Here is an 18,049-nt window from a genome sequence, read left to right as displayed (position 1 = left end):
TGCGGAGATTCGAAATGCGTTATTCGCAGGACCATAAAGCTCAGACCCACCAACGTATCATCAAGGAAGCATCCGCGCGGTTTCGTCGCGATGGCATCGGCGCGACCGGCCTGCAGCCGTTGATGAAAGCGTTGGGGCTGACTCACGGCGGCTTCTACTCGCATTTCAAGTCCAAGGACGAACTGGTAGAAAAAGCGCTGCAAGCGGCAGGTCATCAGGTAGACGTTATCTACGCCGAACTGTTTGCCCAGGATCAACCGCTGGAAACGTTCATTGATACCTATTTGTCCGAGTGGCACCAGACTTCACCGGATAAAGGTTGTCCGCTGCCGACCATGTCGTCGGAACTCGGTCTGCGCGGGCAGCCAAGCCCGACCTCTGACGCGGTGCTCAATGCACGGCTCGACCAGGTGCAAGCCGTCCTCGAAAGCGAGGACGCCGCCGACCGGGCCATCGTCATCATGTCGACCCTGGTCGGGGCGCTGCTGCTGTCGCGCAGTGTCGAAAATCCGCAATTCGCCCAGCGGATACTCGACATCACCCGTGCCTATCTCAAACGAACCCGGGATTAATCCTGCCAGCGCTTGAACAGCACGCTGGCATTGACCCCGCCAAAACCGAAACCATTGGACAACGCGTATTCGATAGCCATCGGCCGTGCCTGACCATGGACGATGTCCACGCCCTGGCTGGCAGGGTCCGGATTATCGAAATTGAGGGTCGCCGGCACGACCTGACCGCGAATCGCCAACAACGTGAAGATCGCCTCGATTCCGCCCGCAGCACCGAGCAAATGCCCGGTGGCAGATTTGGTCGAAGTCACCGCAATGCTGTTATCCGTGCCGAACACGGCCTTGATGGCGGCCAGTTCGCCGAGGTCGCCAATCGGCGTCGAGGTGGCGTGGGCGTTGAGATGCTGTACCTGCGCAGGTGAAATACCCGCTTGAGCCAACGCCAGCGACATGGCTCGCTGTGCACCGCTGCCATCCTCGGGGCCCGCGGTCAGGTGATAGGCGTCGGCGCTGGTGCCATAACCGACCAACTCGGCCAACGGTTGTGCGCCGCGAGCAAGGGCATGCTCCAGGGATTCGATCACCAGAAGACCGGAGCCCTCGCCCATGACAAAGCCATCGCGACCGCTGTCGAACGGCCGCGAAGCACGCTCCGGAGTGTCGTTGTAAGCACTGGACAAGGCACGAGCCGCGGCAAATCCGGCCAGACTGACGCGATCGATCGCCGCTTCCGCACCGCCACACACAGCAATGTCCGCCTCACCGCAACGAATCAGCCGCGCCGCATCGCCAATCGCCTGGACGCCGGCCGCGCATGCCGTCACCGGAGCACCCAACGGCCCCTTGAAACCGTGCTGAATCGACACATGACCGGCCGCGAGGTTAACCAGAAACGACGGAATGGTGAACGGCGACAATCGCCGCGGACCACGGCTATCAGTGGTGCGCACCGCATCGGCAATCGCGCCGAAACCGCCCACGCCGGAACCGATAATGGTCGCCGTACGTTCCTGGGCATTGGCATCCAGCGCCTGCCAACCCGCTTGCTCGATCGCCTGACGAGCCGCCTCCATGGCGAACAGAATGAAGCGGTCCATTTTCTTCTGCTCTTTGGGCGACGTGGCCCGGTCCGGGTCAAACCCCGCCTCCGCATCCTCAGCCAGGGTCGGCACCGCACCACCGACCCTGGTCGCCAGATCGGCAACCACCTCGTCGGGCAAATTTCGCACCCCGGAACGCCCCGCCAACAAACGCTGCCAGACGGCCTCGACACCACTGCCCAACGGCGACACCAGGCCCATGCCTGTCACAACCACTCGACGTTCATTCATACCGCTATTACCTCAAGCCAATGGATGGCGCCTCACTTGTAACGCGAGGCGGCCTTGCTTTTGGAAAGATTCGGCGCCATCACGTGACGCGCTGCAACAAACGCATCCCAGTCGGCGGCATCCGGTAACGAAGGGATGGTGACCAACTCACCCTGATCCAGCCCCGACAACGCCGCGTCCACCATCTCCCCCGCTTCCATCACCATATCCTCGGGGATCTGGGTAGCATCGATACCGGAGCGCTCCCATATCTCGGTGCGCGTAACACCAGGCAACACCGCTTGAACCTTGACCCCGGTGCCATCCAGCTCGGCGTTCAACGACTGGGTCAGACTTAACACATAAGCCTTGCTGGCGCTGTAAGTTGCATTGAAGCGCTCGGGAAACAAAGCCACCACCGACGCAATATTGATGATCGTCCCCCGGCCCGCCTTGGCAAAACCAGCCGCAGCCGCCGAGGCCAGTCGCGTCACCGCCGTCACGTTCAGCTGGATCAAACGCTCCAGCTGATCCATGTCGGCATTCGCCAGCAAACCATCGGCTGCGACACCCGCGTTGTTCAGCAGCAGGCTGATACTGGAATCGCTACGCAGGCGCTGCTCAAGCTTGAGCACATCATCCTTTTGCGTCAGATCAGCCCTGAGCACCTCAACCTGAACACCGTGCTTGTCACGCAACATGCTCGCCGCCACTTCCAGCCGCTCCTGATCCCGGGCGACCAGCAACAAATCGAAACCACGCGCCGCCAGGCGTTCGGCGTAGATCGCACCGATGCCGGAGGAGGCACCGGTAACGAGGGCAGTACCATGGTTCTGGGGTGAGTTCATGAGCGTGCTCCTTGGGGATGCTTGAGAGGAAGGCTAGCGCATGAGGCTAAAAAGCCTCGGCGAAATTATTATAGGCATAATTCGATGCTAATATGATAGTCGTAATTTTTTAGGCTGCCGACAGAAATGGCGCATCGCGACGGGCCCGAATCGAACCGTATCTGTATGTCGTTGTCCATGATTGCAGTCCTGCGCAATCCACCACAAGGTCAAGTCCGGGACAATGCCGCCGGTTTCCGGCGAGCGAGTCGCAGCGGACCAGCCGCAGGAGATCGCCAGCCGCGTCGGCGCCCCCCTGCATTCAAGTCCGCATATCCGGGGCACCCTACCGCTACCTTCAGAGTGCGAAGAAAACAGCATGAGCATGAATCGCATCATATTCGACAGATTATCCAATCCGCGGAATATCGCCTTGACCTCCCTGGTGTTGGTCCCTGTGTTCTTCTTGCTCTGGTTCATTTCTCCCGTCAATCCGACGATGCAAGAGGCGCAATCCTGGTCCACACTCAGTGTGGTCGGTTCACTCGTCTACTTGATCCTGTCCAGCGCGCTTGTTCATCGAACTATCGTACATACGTACGTGCTTTTCATTGCTTGCATATCATTATTTATCGGGGGGCGCTTCATCGCCCATGCAATTGGGTTCGACCTCTCGATCCTGGGCATGGAAAACAACTTCTTCTCCGTTCACCGCCCCGACTTCGTCACCATCGACCTGAATGCGAATGAAGGCATTAGCTTGGCGCTCTACATAGTGACCTGCCTGCATGCGATGCACGCTGGATACATGTTTTCGTTTTGGAAAACACCGAAAACCGTCGCGCCATCGATGGATCTGGAGTGGACAAAAACCCTGCGAATCCCCGCCATCATTCTTGCCGCTGTTTCAACATTGGCTTTCATGATCAGTTTCCCCGAGGTTTATAGAAGCGTTCACAACGAAGGTTACATATCACTCTACAAAGCCGCCTCGTCTGATTTCACCACGCGCGGCAGCACTGCCGCGCAATATGGACTCTTGCTGGCGCTCGGCCTGGCATTCGCTTCCCGTAGCAAATGGCTGGGATGGTGCATATTGGGTTTGTTGGCAATCTACTACACTGCCAATCTGCAACTGGGAGTTCGCGGCGGTATCATGGGATTCGCGTTACTCTGCGTGTGGTTGTTTCACACTCAAATAAGACCCATTGATCGTATTGCATTAGTGGGACTGCCTATTCTTCTCGTCGGTTTGATAATACTGGCGGCGATAGGTCCTCGCGCGGCTCACTTCGGAGAAAACACCGCGGTCTTTCTGCCTTGGTTCATCGATAATCAAGGATTGACGGCTCTTTATATCCATTCATCCATGCAGATTGATACCTACCCCTCACTCGCTTATCTGCACAGTGTCTTCCCCGCAACACCGATTATTGCCAAGTTCCTGGGTATCAGCATTCCGCTGGATCAACTGTACTTCGGGCAATTCCTTTCCAAGACAGTGCTTTCAGGTGATGCCTATGGGCAAGGGTTCGGCATGGGATGGTCGCTGTTTTCGGATTTCTACGCGTACACCTTATGGATTCCGGGGATGTATCTGATTGCTGCAGCCGGTTTCGGTGCAGTGTTGGCCAGGCTTGCAAGCTCTACCAACCCACTCGTTTTTGGGGCACATGTGATGATCTTCGTGAAAATCATGTTGCTTCCACGAACAGGGCTTTACAGCGTCGTTCCCTTCCTCATCGCGTACGCGGCCATACTGGGTGCCTGTTGCGTCGGCAGCCGCCTCATGGGACGAAAACTGGAAGTATCGATGAAGTAAGACTGGGGGAACGGCGCCCGGCCTTGGCGCCCTTCCATGCATTTACCTGAAGCCGTCTGGTATCCGCTGTCACCCCTGGCTACCGAGATGGCGGTGGGATCGCCTGGGTATCACCCTTATCACCCTTATCGCCCGCCACTTGCCCAAAAAGCCTGTTTTTTATGACGACGGCACAAATCACCATATACAAGGTGAACATTGGCTGGCGAAGCATGAAGTGCGCGCCAGAAAAGACCATCAATATCACCAGCAGTGTTATCGAATAGGGGTCGCGCGCCTTGAATGCTCCGACCATCAGCCACAGGTACAATGCGGCAAAGAGGATAACGCCTACGACGCCTACTTGCGTAAGCATGTCCAACAGAAGGTTATGGGCTTCCTGTCTATCTTCAGGCGAATCCAGATAGGAAAATGCGCCGGGTCCATGGCCGACTATCGGGGACAGTTTCCAGACTTCAAAAGCGTGGATCCACAAGGTCTTACGCACACCAGCCTTGTTAGGGTCCATCCCTATCCCCAGTGCTGAATCGGATTTTCCAAAGGCGAGAGGGGCTGTAGCCGTTTTGTTACCAGCACCTTGCCCCTTCGACAGGTCCCGATTGAAGGCTGGAGCCAAACCCAAGGAAGTTAGGAAGCTTGAGGATTTTGAAGTGTGCCCTGCCCCTGACGGTTCATCCTTGTCAGCTCGTGCGGACAGCCCGGCCGACGACATTTTTTCCGAAATTTCTGCCCGGACACTTTCAAAGGCTTGCTGGCCAGCGCCGTCAAAGAAGAATTTAAATGAGGCAAATGCGAGCACAAAGGCGACGATCATTGTCGCAAAAAACCTCCAGTTCATATTCCCCAGCCATCGCCAGGCTATTACAGTCATTAACGGAAGCCCGATGCACCATGCCAATAGCAGCGCATCGCTTCTTACGCAGAATCCTAAAAAGAAAAAGAACCAGAGAAAAAAGAACTTTTTGACGAACCGCCACCCTTGCCAACGGCTGTTTTGTGATACCGCTGCCAGCCAGATCGGCACCGGCAACAAAAATAACGCGAGCTGGTTAGGGTTGGTTGACCAGGCCGCCACACGTGACGGGTAGAACGTAGTATTGATCTCCAGCAAATCCGAGAGCCAGACACTGCCGATCAAAAAAATAAATAACGGAATGGCGAGCAGCAAGACCGGGATAGTGCCCATGGCTCTAATGAACCGCTGAAACTCGGCCTTGGTTAAATCACCGACATAAGTCAAAACGATCAGAGTGAAACCGGCAGCATATAGATAGGCAATTGCGGTATGTATCGTGCCCTCGCCCTGCACGGACCCCGCGAAATATCCAACGATGGCGGTGGCGATGAACGCGATCCAGAACAACATCAATGGATGTTTCAGATTCTGCAGGAAATTACTTCGACGCATAAACACAAACGCTGCCAGGAAAACGATGATTTCCCCCACACCCACAGGTATACCCGGAAACCGCAGCATGGTCGAAACCGACAGGAAGGCGACCAACGCCGCTATTACAGGAACAACACTATTCTTATGCATTGGCGTACAACACTCTCTGATCAACGACCAAGGCTGGTGACCAGGTGAAACTGAAGGCACCAGCAACATCGGCAGGGAGTATGCCATAAGCTCAGATGTGGAAACTCATTTCACGAGCAAGCGTGCGCGGCGCCTCGTCGGCCAATGCAAAAGGCCGGTCAATGACCGGCCTCTGGCATTAATGCAACGGCTTAATTCACCTCGAGCCTGTCACGGTTCTTATCGAGAATAGCCTTACCGATACCTTTTACCTCCAGCAGTTCGTCCGCAGAAGAAAAAGGCCCATTACTATCACGATATGCAACAATCGCCTGAGCCTTGGCCTCGCCCACACCTATTAACTCCTGCTGTAATGTCAGCGCATCGGCTTTATTGAGATCGACCTTGCCGGCCTGAGTCTTGGGGGCAGTCTCCGTTACCACCGGTGTATTGACAGCTTCGGTCTTGCCCGCCGGGGCCGCAGTAACTCCCATAGAGAAGCTGCTCAGAAGGGCAAAAACCAGAGAGTAGAAATAGCCAGTACGCATATATGACGCTCCATGACATCAATTTAAGAAAGCAGCTTTCCCGAAGCTGCTCTCTAAACTTAGGTGATGTCTGAGGCCTGTCAAAAACCGGTCCGTTACAGCATGTGAAACAATCAGGGTTCGAGGCGGCGTTGCTGATAGATCCAGTCGACGATTTCACCGTCGGGCGCATAGCCGCTGACGGAGTCTCGCAACAGCTGACGCACGCGCGCGTAGTCGTCCTGTTCGACAGCAGACAAGAGTTCGTTCAACCTGGCTTTAAGCACATCCCACGGCAGATGGTCCTCATTGGCGCTCATGATCATTGGATGAGACGTCGCCACGACGCCATCGCCGATCAGCAACTCTTCGTACAATTTCTCACCCGGCCGCAAACCACTGAACTCGATGGCGATATCGCCGTTTGGATTGCGCTCAGAACGAATGCTCAAGCCGGAAAGGTGAATCATTTTCTCAGCCAGCTCGACTATTTTCACCGGCTCACCCATATCCAGCACGAAAACGTCTCCGCCCTGCCCCATCGAGCCTGCCTGGATGACCAGCTGCGCGGCTTCGGGAATGGTCATGAAGTATCGGGTGATCTTCGGATGAGTGACCGTCAGCGGCCCGCCGGACTTGATCTGTTTATGAAACAGTGGAATGACCGAGCCTGACGAACCCAATACATTGCCGAATCGCACCATGGTAAAGCGAGTCTTGTTGACCTGGGACACATTGCTGACATCACCAAAAAGAACCGGCGCGGCTTCGCGACTGAGCGCTTGCAATGTCATCTCGGCCAGGCGCTTGGTACTGCCCATGACATTGGTCGGGCGAACGGCCTTGTCGGTGGAAATCAGCACAAAATTGGAGACCCCGGCCTGCAACGCCGCCTGTGCGGTGTTGAGTGTGCCGATGACGTTGTTGAGAACGCCTTCGGCGATGTTGTGCTCGACCATTGGGACATGCTTATAGGCCGCAGCATGGTAGACCGTATCGACATGCCAGGTTTTCATGATGTCCAGCAGCTTCGCCTCATGGCGTACCGATCCCAATATCGGCAGCAGCTTGACCGACAGCGATTCGCGGTTGATGCGCTGTTCCAGTTCGGACAGGATGCTGTAGAGATTGAACTCACTGTGCTCGAATAGCAGCAAGGTTTTCGGATGTGCCCCCAAAATCTGGCGACAAAGCTCTGATCCGATGGAACCACCCGCCCCCGTCACCAGAACACTTTGCCCTTCGATGCAGCGGGAAAACAGGTCTTCTTGCGCCGGTACCGTATCGCGGCCCAGCAAGTCGGCAATATCCACTTCCTGAATATCGTCGACCTTGACCCGTCCACTGGCCAGGTCCATGAAACCGGGAACGGTGCGCACGTGCAGCGGAAAAACTTCGAGAAAGTTAAGTATTTCTCTACGTCGGGCCCGGGTTGCCGAAGGAACTGCCAGCAGGATTTCCTGCGCCCCCGTCGAATCAATCAACTGCTGGATATGTTTTGGCGTGTAGACCTGCAGTCCGGCGATAACCCTGCCGGCGAGGCTGCGATCGTCATCGATGAACGCCACCGGGCGCATCAGCCGCCCCATCCGCAATGCCACCACTAGCTGGTTGCCGGCAGACCCCGCCCCGTAGATGGCCACTTTGGGCAAGCCGTCGTCGCGACTGGTGAAGGGTACATGCTGAGTAGCGGCAAACCAGTCGCCCAGAAAGTACTGGCGCATCGCCAGACGCAGGCCACCGATCATGACCAGGCTCAGCCACCAATAGTTGAAAATGATCGACCGAGGGACCACCGGCTGATGGTTGCTGTACCCATAGACGATGACCGCGAGCAACAGGGCAGAAAGACTGACAGCCTTGATGATGGCGATCAGTGCATCGTTGCCGAAATAGCGCATGACGGCCCGATACAATCCAAAACGGATAAACAGGGGGATTGCCACAATCGGAGCACTGATGAAAAGCCAGCGATGCCCTTCCAGAGGGTTGATCAGCTCATCGATGCCAAGGCGCACGACAAATGCCATCCATAATGCCAGCCAGACCAGCAGAACGTCGCAGATGACCTGAATCAGCCGCTTTTTCCTACGCGATAGCCCTAGCAAGAATGCTCGTGCCTTATCCATAAATCCCTCGTAAAACCTGGACCGTTCTAAAACCGTATGGCGGCCTGACAATCGTTGATCCAAAAGTCAAAGGGCACACCACAGGGTCCGGCCTCTATTTAAATGACGTCTGCCGTCAGCCCCATCCAAGACGACTCTGCTCTTTACACGCTGATGTTCTATCAATGCCTGCAACGCCTGACGAACCCGGTAGAACCGATCGCGTGATTAAAAGTTCAAACGCCTTGCGCTTCTTGCATGACGTCGCGCAAAACCTGACAGGTCTTGTCGATTTCCGCAGCAGTCAGAGTTGGATGCACCATGAACATCAGGCTTGTTTCGCCCAATTGCAGGGCAACTGGCAAGCGCTCCTTCGGACGCCATGGCGTATCGTCGAATGCCTTCTCCAGATAAACTTCAGAGCACGAACCTGAAAAGCAAGGCACGCCGCGCGCCGCAATCTCATTGAGTATCCGGTCACGGGTCCAATCGGCTTTCAATGCCGCAGGCTCGACGAACACGTAGCACTTGTAAGCCGCATGCAAGCAGTCTTCCGGGATGGCAGGCACCCGCAGACCGGGCAATTGTTCGGCGGCAGCCCAGATTTTACGAGCGTTGGCCAGACGCGCCTGTTGCCATTGATCCATACGTCGCAGTTGAATACGGCCCAGCACGCCTTGCGCTTCCAGCATGCGCCAATTGGTACCGAAACTTTCGTGCACCCAGCGAAAACCGGGGGCGTGCTGTCGTTCGTATACGGCTTCCCAGCTCTTGCCATGATCCTTGTAGGACCACATGTCCGACCACAAGTCGTGATCATTGGTGGTGACCATCCCGCCTTCACCGCCGGTCGTCATGATCTTGTCCTGGCAAAACGACCAGGCACCGACATGACCGATAGAACCCACCGGACGCCCTTTGTACTTGGCGCCATGGGCCTGGGCACAGTCTTCGACGACCTTGAGACCGTGCTTCTCGGCCAAGGCCATGATCGGGTCCATGTCGCAAGGCCATCCTGCCAGATGGACACAGACAATTGCCCGGGTGCACGAAGTCAGTACGGAAGCGATGGACTGAGCGGTGATGTTCTGCGAATCAGCATCCACATCGGCAAAAACGGGCGTGGCACCGGCGTTTACGATGCTGGATACCGACGCAAGAAACGTTCGGGAAGTGACGACAACCTCGTCCCCTGGGCCAATTCCCAAGGCCTTGAACGCGAGATCCAGGGCGACAGTCCCGTTGGTCAGCGCAACGGCGTATTGAGTGCCGCTCCAGGCGGCGAACTCTTTCTCGAACTCACGGCATTCCTGCCCGGTCCAGTAATTGACTTTGTTGGAAAGAATGACGTCACGTACTGCGTTGGCTTCTTCTTCAGAAAAAGAAGGCCAGGGAGAAAAAGGAGAGTTCAGCACAGTCCATACCCATTAATTGCAAGATGAAAATTCAGAAAAATCACTCGTTTACAACCAATTCAAGCCATGCCTTGCAGCATAGTCGATCTCGGCTCAAGTCGTTGCAATGACTTTGGCAGGCACACCGACCACCACTGAGCCATCCGACACATCACTGACCACTGACGCGCCGGCACCCGCAACAACGTCGCTCCCGATCCTGATCGATTGCCTGACACTGGCACCTATCCCGATCCAGCTCCGCTCACCTACGCTGACAGCGCCAGCCAGCCTGGCACCAGGACTTATGTGGACAGCATCCGCCAACACACAATCATGGTCGACGCTGCAACCGGTATTGAGGATCGCGCCGAAACCGATTTTTGCGTCGGCATTGACTACCGCTCCGGCAAAAACGACGGAGCCGGGGCCTATGGATGCGTATTGGCTGACGAATGTCATTGGATGAATCAATGACACGACAGGCGCCGCCGCGGCAATCAGGGACGTCAGCTTCGCATGTCGTACTTCGTTATTGCCAATCGCAACGGTTACCCCCTGATAGTCCTGGAGACGGGTGTACATTGCCGCCGAATCACCCACCACAGGCCAACTGCCATTACCCGTGAGGCCGGGCCATGCATCATCGTAAAAGTCCACCTGGTCCCAACCGCAGCATTGCGCGGTATCCGCCACGACCTTGCCATGCCCGCTGGCACCCAGCACTGCCAGCCTTTTCATCGCTTGTTACCGGTAAATTTGGACATGGTGACGTTGTCGTCCGCACTGATCCCTTCTTTGACAACCACCTTCTTTACCGTCATGAACAGGATCTTAAGGTCGAGGAGGAAGGTCCGGTTATCCACATACCAGACATCCAGCTTGAATTTTTCGTCCCAGCTCAACGCATTGCGACCGTTGACCTGTGCCCATCCGGTCACACCTGGACGGACCTCATGGCGCCGGTTCTGCTCCTGACTGTAAAGCGGCAGGTATTCCATCAGCAGCGGCCGTGGTCCGACCAGGCTCATGTCACCTTTGAGAACATTCCACAGCTCAGGCAATTCATCCAGGCTACTGGAACGCAGGAAGCCGCCGAAAGGTGTCATGCGTTCGGCATCCGCAAGCGGATGGCCATCGCTGTCGACGGCATCACGCATTGTACGAAACTTGATCATCTCGAAGGGTTTGCCGTCACGTCCGGGACGCACCTGCCGGAAGAGCACCGGTGAACCGAGTTTTTTGCGGATATTCCAGGCGACAATGGCCATCACGGGAGCGAGGAGTACAAGGGCGCACAATGAAGCGCTGATATCGATAAAGCGTTTGAACATTAGTTGACCCGACGTTTGATTGGATGCGTGCACTAAAAAACGATCCGATAACGCTCAACCTGAGCACAGCCGGCAGGAAGCGACTCAAACCAATTGCTGGTTTTGCAACCCGGCCCCTGCACCATCGCTCAAGACGGATGATCGGAAATACAGGCACCAAAAACGAAAAATTTTGACGACCATGACTTCGCTCGTCAAGCAATGAATAACGCTGCCGTTATTCATATTGTTCCAGAAAGTAAAGCATCGCCTTTGCCCAACCTACAGGAGCAGAGCCAACCCGCCCCGGGCGCGCGAATGTCTGGCGCCCTGCCTCTGACTTTGACGCAGATCGCCAGACGATGAATGGTCGCATACGGCGATACGTATCAGCCTATTCCAAACCCGGGCGCACACAGCGCACGCGGCCTGCAAGCGCGTCATCAGCGCGTGCCACTTGCCAGAGCCGCTCTATCCAGTATCATTCCCCACCTCCCATTCCATGGCGCCTTACTGCTCGCAATCGCGCTTGCATCTCTCGATGCAATCGAGTCCTGCGAAGCGTTTAGCCAGCACGTACATGGATGGAGGGCCTGCCAGGAAAATGCTTCCGATGCCCCATAAACCCCAACAGACTTTGCGATCCAGACCATTCCCGGATGGTAACCGGAACGTCGAGAACATCACGTATTCGGCATAGGGAGATGGAATTGAATAGCTGGCTGAAGAAATCCCTTGCGCTGTATTCGGCCAACGGTCTGAATTTCCTGCTGAACATCCTGATTATTCCGATCCTTGTTTACTACATCGGCTTTCAGGGCTACGGCTTCTATTCGGTCTATATCATTCTCTCGAGCACACTGCTGTTCCTCGATTCGGCTTTATCCAAGTCGGCAGTCAGCAACATTTACTCAGTGAAGGAAGCGCAACGCGCCCAGCTCGTCAGCTCCACTCGAGCGGCTTACATCATTGCAGGTGTGCTGCTGCTGCTGGCCACCCCGATGGTTGCCAAGGGCGTCTCGGCCCTGTTCCCGCTACGTACCGATCAACTGGACCTGGCCTACTGGATCGGTGCCGCGGCGGTGGTCGAGTACGTGCTGGCTTTGCCTGGCCAGTATTTCCAGATGCTCAATGTGCTGCGGGGTCGACACTTTGCCTACGCCCAGTATCAACTGTGCATCCAGCTGAGCCGGTTCCTTTCAGTGGCGATAGTCGCCGCTGCTACGCAGCAGATCGAGTGGGTGCTGGCCGCCATTGTTCTCAGAAAGATCCCTGACTATCTGATTCTGTGGCTCTTCTGGCGCAAGCAGGCAGCCGAATCCCGCAACCCGGTCGCCTGGTCCTTGGTAACAGCCCTCTATCGACAGGCGGCGCCGATTATCGGCGTCGCTCTCCTGCAGGTGCTCGCGACCGAATTCATATCCATCTATGTCAGCCATGCCTATGGCGCCGAAACACTGGGTAAGTACAGATCCGTCTATGACGTATTGAACAAGATCTGGTTCGTTGCGACCCTCTATCCGGTCCTGGTCTATCCAAAGATTTGCCAGTGGCTCGCCGATTCTCATAAAAAAGCGTGGCTCAAGGACATGCTGTCCTACCTGAACCTGGGAAGCGCCTTGATTTACGGTGCACTCACGCTCACGGGTCTGGCCCTCTACCCTTTTCTGGCTCAATGGTTCCCACCGCTACAAGAGGCGGCTCCGTTCGCTGCGGGATTGCTGGCCGGAATCTGTATGTCCGGACATGTCCGCCTCGGGTATGAGTTTCTGCAGGCACAGAAAGATGCAGGCGCGGCACTGTTGATCAACCTGTTCTCACTGGGAGCCGGTGCCGCCACACTGTTCGCCTTCCATGCCCATGAAACCAGGGAAATCGGCTGGGCCTGGTTCACTTCTCAATTGCTGGCCGTCGTAATTGTCGACATCCGTAACGGTATACTCTTGTCCTCCCCACTTCATAAATCAGCAATGGGGCTAATGCCCTGGCTCGGAGTGGGTATCGGGGTATTCACGACAACGTCAATCCACGGCATCCAGGGTGCAGTTGTTTCACTGCTCCTGCTTGCCGTTTTCATGAGTGGCATCGCTTTTCTGGCGAAGCGCCTGCGAGACCTAAGGCAAAACAAATGGGCAAGGTAAACTTTTTATCGATCGGTGCCGCGCTGATCGTTTTTGCGTCCGTGGCAACAGTGCTGCGGTTCGGCAATCTGCCAATCGGCATCGGCGAACTTGCCGTGATGCTGCTATTCCTCTGGGCCTTGCGTTACAGAGGCGCCCTGCGCTACCTGACCCACCCCATCATGCTCTTCTGGATAGGCTTCATTGCGATCGCGGCAGTAGCGGCACTGCTCAGCCCCGTCGAAGGAGCCAGCGCGACTCACACGGCTGCAGCCTATATATATACGGGGTGTTTCTCACTCATGGCGCTGGCCTGCATCGAGCAGACGTCAAAGCAGGAATTCTCCAGTTTCATCAAGGCTCTGGGCGTGATCCCGGTCGTATTGCTGGCCATCCCGTTCCTCTGTTTCCTGACGGACTCCAACGAGCTGGCGCAATTGTTCAGAATCAATACGGATTACCCTTCGCGGCTGTCGGCCTGGTCCACCAACCCCAACCAGCTTGCGCTGCTGCTGCTGCCGATACCTATTTGGCTGATGGCGGTTTACCGGGAATCGAACTGGCAAGGCGCCCGCTGGCTACGCAACTTCCTGCTTCTGTGGGCGTTTTTCTTCCTTGGCATCTGCGTCCGCAGCGATGCACTGCTGCTCGCCTGGTGCATCGGATTGCCACTGCTGACGATCGTGGCGTCTCTCTGGGTGAAACGGATCAACTGGAAAATGTTCGCAACAATGCTGGTTGCATTCGTCCTTGCATTCAGCACATTCAAAGTCATGATCGATGGGCCGGGTCGGGAACAGCTCCTCAAGATCGAAACAGCTATCGTCAGCACCGTTTCCTCGATGTTTGGCGAAGCCGCTCCTGAACAACCGAAAAAAGCGTTTGCGCCTGGCAAGTCGGACTCCATCATCGGTGTCGGCTTCGACGAGAACAAGGGCGGTGTGCGCAAGACCCTGTGGATCCATGCCTATGACGCTTGGCTGCAATCGCCCATTATCGGACATGGGCCGGGCGCGTTCTCCTACCTGGAAGATCCAGCCAAGAAGGAAGAGGCCCATAACCTCGGCTTCGACATGCTGACTCAAGTCGGAATCGCAGGCGTGCTACTGTTTGCCGCTTTGTACCTGTGGCTTCTCTTCAAGGCGTATCAGGCCCGAGATCCGTATTCGCTGGCCGTACTGATCGTGCTGATGCTTTTCTCCGGAGCTCATTTCATGCTTCGGCAGCCAGTGTTCAGTCTTTATATGATCATCTGCGCGCTAGCGGTCAAAAATGGCAGCTTCACCGCGTTGCGCGAGAAGCCTCAATCCATCTGATTACAATGAGATTGTTCCATGTGCGGTATTGCAGGGTTCTGGCACCCTAACAGCCAAGGCAAGTATGACGGGCCAACAGCCCTCACCCGCATGACCGACGCCATTGTCCACCGTGGTCCCGATGACGCTGGCGCCTGGGATAATGGCGCCGGACTGTTTCTGGGTCACCGACGACTTGCGATCGTCGACCTGAGTTCAGCCGGTCATCAGCCCATGGCATCGCCAACAGGCCGATACGTCATCGTCTTCAATGGTGAAATCTATAACTTCCAGGCGCTGCGCCAGACGCTCGATGCGGCACAACAGAGCCCATTGCCCTGGCGTGGCCACTCGGATACCGAGGTCATGCTGGCGGCATTCGAACACTGGGGCATTCAAGAGACCTTGCGCAGACTGGTCGGCATGTTTGCGCTGGCGGTATGGGATCGCACACGAGAAACCCTGACACTTGCCCGGGACCGGATCGGTGAAAAACCGCTTTACTACGGCCTGAAGAAAGGCACGCTGCTCTTCGCCTCGGAATTGCAGGCACTCGAGGTGCATCCGGGTTTTGACGCAGAGATTTCACGCAACAGCCTGGCGTTACTCCTGAAGTACGCGTATGTGCCATCGCCACACTCCATTTATGAAGGCATCCACAAATTACCACCCGGCACGTGGATCGAACTCGACCGCGCCGCACTGGACAGCGGAACGATGGGGGCGCCCCAGGCTTATTGGGAGCTGCCCACTTCGCAGCCCGAAAGCAATGCGTCGCTGTCCGACGCCGAAGCAATCGATCAGCTGCACGAGCTGATGCGCACGACCATACGCGATCAAATGGTCGCTGATGTGCCCCTCGGCGCCTTCCTGTCCGGGGGCATCGATTCGACGCTGATCGTGAGCTTGATGCAGTCGCTGTCAGCGCAAAAGGTCAAGACTTTTACCATCGGTTTCGACAACCCCGGGTACAACGAGGCGGAGCACGCAAAAGCCGTGGCCCTGCATCTGGGCACCGAACATACCGAGCTCTATGTGTCCGGCACGGACGCCTTGAACGTCGTACCGAAACTGCCTGACATCTACGGCGAGCCCTTTGCCGACTCGTCGCAGATACCCACCTATCTCGTTTCTCAAATGGCACGCAACCACGTCACAGTGAGTCTGTCTGGAGACGCCGGTGATGAACTGTTTGGTGGATACAACCGCTATCAGTTCCTGCCCAACGTATGGAGCAAGTTGAGCCGCGTTCCCGGGCCTGCGCGCAAGCTGGCAGCCCGGATGATCGAGTCCGCCTCGCCGAATCGCTGGGATTCCATCGCCAACGGATTGAACCCGGTCACTCCGGCGCGCCTGCGCGTGCGCCTGCCTGGCGAAAAGCTGCATAAGCTGGCTGGCGTCATGCGACACGACTCTGCCAGCCAGATGTACGACCACGTGGTATCCCAGTGGCAAAATGCGTCCGACGTCGTCATTGGGGCAAACTTGCCTGGCCTGGCATCCGTCGGAAGCGGTGATTTCGCCAGCTGGATGATGCGCCAGGACACGCTGACCTATTTGCCGGACGACATATTGGCCAAAGTCGATCGCGCAGCCATGGCGGTCAGCCTGGAAACCCGTGTGCCATTCCTGGACCACCGAATCGTCGAGTTCGCCTCGACGTTGCCGATGTCGCTGAAAATCCGCAATGGCAGCACCAAGTGGATACTGCGCCAGCTACTCTATCGCTATGTTCCACGCGAACTGATCGAGCGCCCGAAAATGGGCTTCGGCATCCCGCTACACGATTGGCTTCGCGGCCCATTGCGCGCCTGGGCCGAATCCCTGCTGGACCCACAACGATTGGCGAGCGAAGGTTATTTCGCCCCCGGCCCTATCCGCGCCGTTTGGGAAAGACACCTTCGAGGGCAGGGAAACTACCAGCAGCAGCTTTGGCCTGTGCTGATGTTCCAGGCATGGCTCGATCGAAAACGAGCCATCTGAATAAAAGCTTCCATTACTAGAGGAAAATCCATGTATCTGAGAAAGATATCAGTGGTCGGGCTGGGTTATGTTGGCTTGCCCGTGGCTGTAGCGTTCGGCAAGCACGGGCCGGTCATCGGCTTCGACATCAACGAAAGCCGCTTGCAGGAACTTCGCGCGGGACAAGACCGTACAAACGAAGTCACCGGTGATGAGCTGGCACAGACGCAAATCGAATTCACCAGCAAGACAGATGTCCTTGCTCAGGCCGATTTTCATATCGTCGCGGTCCCTACGCCCATCGACGACGCCCACCAGCCGGACCTGACACCGGTCGTAAAGGCCTCCGAAACCGTGGGCAAAGCCCTCAAAAAAGGCGATATCGTCGTCTATGAGTCGACGGTTTATCCCGGCGTCACTGAAGACATCTGCGTTCCGATCCTCGAACGCATCTCAGGCTTGAAATGCGGCACAGACTTTACCGTGGGCTACAGCCCGGAGCGCATCAACCCGGGCGACAAGGAGCACACGTTCACCAAAATCAAAAAGGTAGTGTCCGGACAAGACGCCGCCACACTTGAAATTGTCGCCGACGTGTACGCCTCCGTGGTCACGGCGGGTGTCTACAAAGCTGCATCCATCAAAGTGGCCGAAGCCGCCAAGGTGATCGAAAACACACAGCGCGACCTGAACATCGCACTGATGAATGAACTGGCACTGATCTTTGACCGGATGGGCATCGACACGCTCGACGTTCTGGAGGCGGCAGGGACCAAGTGGAACTTCCTGAAATTCAAGCCCGGCCTGGTAGGCGGTCACTGCATCGGCGTTGACCCGTACTATCTGACGCACAAGGCCGAGAAGCTCGGTTACATCCCGCAGGTCATCCTGGCCGGTCGTCGCATCAACGACAGCATGGGTGCTTTTATTGCCCAGCAGACGATCAAACAGATGATCCATGCCGGTCACCCGATTGCTGGCGCCGTCGTCACAGTGCTCGGCCTGACCTTCAAAGAGAATTGCCCCGACCTGCGCAACTCCCGCGTCATCGATATCATTCGTGAACTCGAGGATTTCGGGGTCAAGGTACAAGTATTCGACCCAGAGGCCGAGCCGGCAGAAGCCCTGCACGAATATGGCGTCTCGCTGCTCAAGCTTGACGAACTGCAGCCTGCTGCCGCAGTCGTGGTTGCAGTTGCCCATGACACTTATGCACGCTGGACACACGACGAATACCTCAAGCTTATGCACAACGGCCCCGTCGTCATCGATGTCAAAGGTGTCTGCGACGGCCCGGCCCTGGAAAGTGCTGGAGCACGTTTCTGGCGCCTTTAATGGAG

The 18,049-nt window shown here is 56.4% G+C and carries 14 protein-coding genes; 6 read left to right on the top strand and 8 right to left on the bottom strand.

Translation table 11 applies throughout. The annotated features are described in order from the left end of the window. Positions 1-14 precede the first annotated feature (14 nt). The gene (locus J2W17_RS02215) at positions 15-572 is read left to right on the top strand and encodes a TetR/AcrR family transcriptional regulator (protein WP_307328505.1); all 558 of its coding nucleotides are present in this window, start codon (positions 15-17) and stop codon (positions 570-572) included. Here J2W17_RS02215 and fabF read toward each other — a convergent pair. Further along, positions 569-1,843, bottom strand: a complete 1,275-nt coding sequence (gene fabF / locus J2W17_RS02210) for a beta-ketoacyl-ACP synthase II (RefSeq protein WP_307328502.1) — start codon at positions 1,841-1,843, stop codon at positions 569-571. The genes J2W17_RS02215 and fabF overlap by 4 nt on opposite strands. Positions 1,844-1,875: 32 nt before the next feature. Next, the gene (locus tag J2W17_RS02205; RefSeq protein WP_307328499.1) at positions 1,876-2,670 is read right to left on the bottom strand and encodes an SDR family NAD(P)-dependent oxidoreductase; all 795 of its coding nucleotides are present in this window, start codon (positions 2,668-2,670) and stop codon (positions 1,876-1,878) included. 358 nt (positions 2,671-3,028) lie between these two features. Here J2W17_RS02205 and wzy point away from each other — a divergent pair, with 358 nt between their 5' ends. Beyond that, positions 3,029-4,471: an O-antigen polysaccharide polymerase Wzy gene (gene wzy / locus J2W17_RS02200; protein ID WP_307328497.1), complete on the top strand. Its 1,443-nt coding sequence runs from the start codon at positions 3,029-3,031 to the stop codon at positions 4,469-4,471. A gap of 79 nt (positions 4,472-4,550) precedes the next feature. Here the strand turns inward: wzy and J2W17_RS02195 are convergent, their stop codons facing one another. From J2W17_RS02195 to J2W17_RS02170, 6 genes are all read right to left on the bottom strand, one after another. After that, positions 4,551-6,011 (bottom strand): O-antigen ligase family protein, encoded by a 1,461-nt coding sequence (locus J2W17_RS02195; RefSeq protein WP_307328494.1) that lies wholly within the window; start codon positions 6,009-6,011, stop codon positions 4,551-4,553. A gap of 191 nt (positions 6,012-6,202) precedes the next feature. Then, a complete protein-coding gene (locus J2W17_RS02190) occupies positions 6,203-6,538 on the bottom strand; it encodes a ComEA family DNA-binding protein (protein WP_307328492.1) in 336 nt (111 codons plus the stop codon). Positions 6,539-6,651: 113 nt separating this feature from the next. After that, positions 6,652-8,646, bottom strand: coding sequence for a polysaccharide biosynthesis protein (locus J2W17_RS02185; protein WP_307328489.1), 1,995 nt, complete (start codon positions 8,644-8,646; stop codon positions 6,652-6,654). Between the two features lie 215 nt (positions 8,647-8,861). Further along, positions 8,862-10,040, bottom strand: a complete 1,179-nt coding sequence (locus J2W17_RS02180; protein WP_307328487.1) for a DegT/DnrJ/EryC1/StrS family aminotransferase — start codon at positions 10,038-10,040, stop codon at positions 8,862-8,864. A 93-nt stretch (positions 10,041-10,133) separates the two neighbouring features. Further along, complete coding sequence (locus J2W17_RS02175; protein ID WP_307328484.1) at positions 10,134-10,760, bottom strand: acetyltransferase; 627 nt, start codon at positions 10,758-10,760, stop codon at positions 10,134-10,136. Beyond that, positions 10,757-11,353: a sugar transferase gene (locus tag J2W17_RS02170; RefSeq protein ID WP_307328481.1), complete on the bottom strand. Its 597-nt coding sequence runs from the start codon at positions 11,351-11,353 to the stop codon at positions 10,757-10,759. The genes J2W17_RS02175 and J2W17_RS02170 overlap by 4 nt, the downstream gene beginning before the upstream one ends. A gap of 689 nt (positions 11,354-12,042) precedes the next feature. Between J2W17_RS02170 and J2W17_RS02165 the strand changes: the two genes are divergently transcribed. From J2W17_RS02165 to J2W17_RS02150, 4 genes are read left to right on the top strand one after another with little or no spacing between them, the layout of a single operon-like run. After that, positions 12,043-13,473: a lipopolysaccharide biosynthesis protein gene (locus J2W17_RS02165; protein WP_307328478.1), complete on the top strand. Its 1,431-nt coding sequence runs from the start codon at positions 12,043-12,045 to the stop codon at positions 13,471-13,473. Further along, on the top strand, positions 13,461-14,768 hold the full coding sequence (locus tag J2W17_RS02160) for an O-antigen ligase family protein (protein WP_307328475.1): 1,308 nt from the start codon (positions 13,461-13,463) through the stop codon (positions 14,766-14,768). Before J2W17_RS02165 ends, J2W17_RS02160 begins: the two co-directional genes overlap by 13 nt. 18 nt (positions 14,769-14,786) lie before the next feature. Then, positions 14,787-16,730, top strand: coding sequence for an asparagine synthase (glutamine-hydrolyzing) (gene asnB / locus J2W17_RS02155; protein WP_307328471.1), 1,944 nt, complete (start codon positions 14,787-14,789; stop codon positions 16,728-16,730). 36 nt (positions 16,731-16,766) lie between these two features. Beyond that, on the top strand, positions 16,767-18,044 hold the full coding sequence (locus tag J2W17_RS02150) for a nucleotide sugar dehydrogenase (protein WP_305881752.1): 1,278 nt from the start codon (positions 16,767-16,769) through the stop codon (positions 18,042-18,044). The last annotated feature ends 5 nt before the right edge of the window (positions 18,045-18,049 follow it).

The sequence above is a fragment of the Pseudomonas lini genome (genome assembly GCF_030812475.1).
In the GTDB taxonomy this organism is placed as follows: domain Bacteria; phylum Pseudomonadota; class Gammaproteobacteria; order Pseudomonadales; family Pseudomonadaceae; genus Aquipseudomonas; species Aquipseudomonas lini_A.
This window is presented reverse-complemented; position numbering and strand designations above follow the sequence as displayed.

Coding starts and splice junctions, on each gene's coding strand:
- wzy (WP_307328497.1), top strand. CDS start 3,029: ATGAGCATGAATCGCATCATATTCGACAGATTATCCAATCCGCGGAAT.
- J2W17_RS02170 (WP_307328481.1), bottom strand. CDS start 11,353: ATGTTCAAACGCTTTATCGATATCAGCGCTTCATTGTGCGCCCTTGTA.
- J2W17_RS02190 (WP_307328492.1), bottom strand. CDS start 6,538: ATGCGTACTGGCTATTTCTACTCTCTGGTTTTTGCCCTTCTGAGCAGC.
- J2W17_RS02175 (WP_307328484.1), bottom strand. CDS start 10,760: ATGAAAAGGCTGGCAGTGCTGGGTGCCAGCGGGCATGGCAAGGTCGTG.
- fabF (WP_307328502.1), bottom strand. CDS start 1,843: ATGAATGAACGTCGAGTGGTTGTGACAGGCATGGGCCTGGTGTCGCCG.
- J2W17_RS02160 (WP_307328475.1), top strand. CDS start 13,461: ATGGGCAAGGTAAACTTTTTATCGATCGGTGCCGCGCTGATCGTTTTT.
- asnB (WP_307328471.1), top strand. CDS start 14,787: ATGTGCGGTATTGCAGGGTTCTGGCACCCTAACAGCCAAGGCAAGTAT.
- J2W17_RS02195 (WP_307328494.1), bottom strand. CDS start 6,011: ATGCATAAGAATAGTGTTGTTCCTGTAATAGCGGCGTTGGTCGCCTTC.
- J2W17_RS02185 (WP_307328489.1), bottom strand. CDS start 8,646: ATGGATAAGGCACGAGCATTCTTGCTAGGGCTATCGCGTAGGAAAAAG.
- J2W17_RS02215 (WP_307328505.1), top strand. CDS start 15: ATGCGTTATTCGCAGGACCATAAAGCTCAGACCCACCAACGTATCATC.
- J2W17_RS02205 (WP_307328499.1), bottom strand. CDS start 2,670: ATGAACTCACCCCAGAACCATGGTACTGCCCTCGTTACCGGTGCCTCC.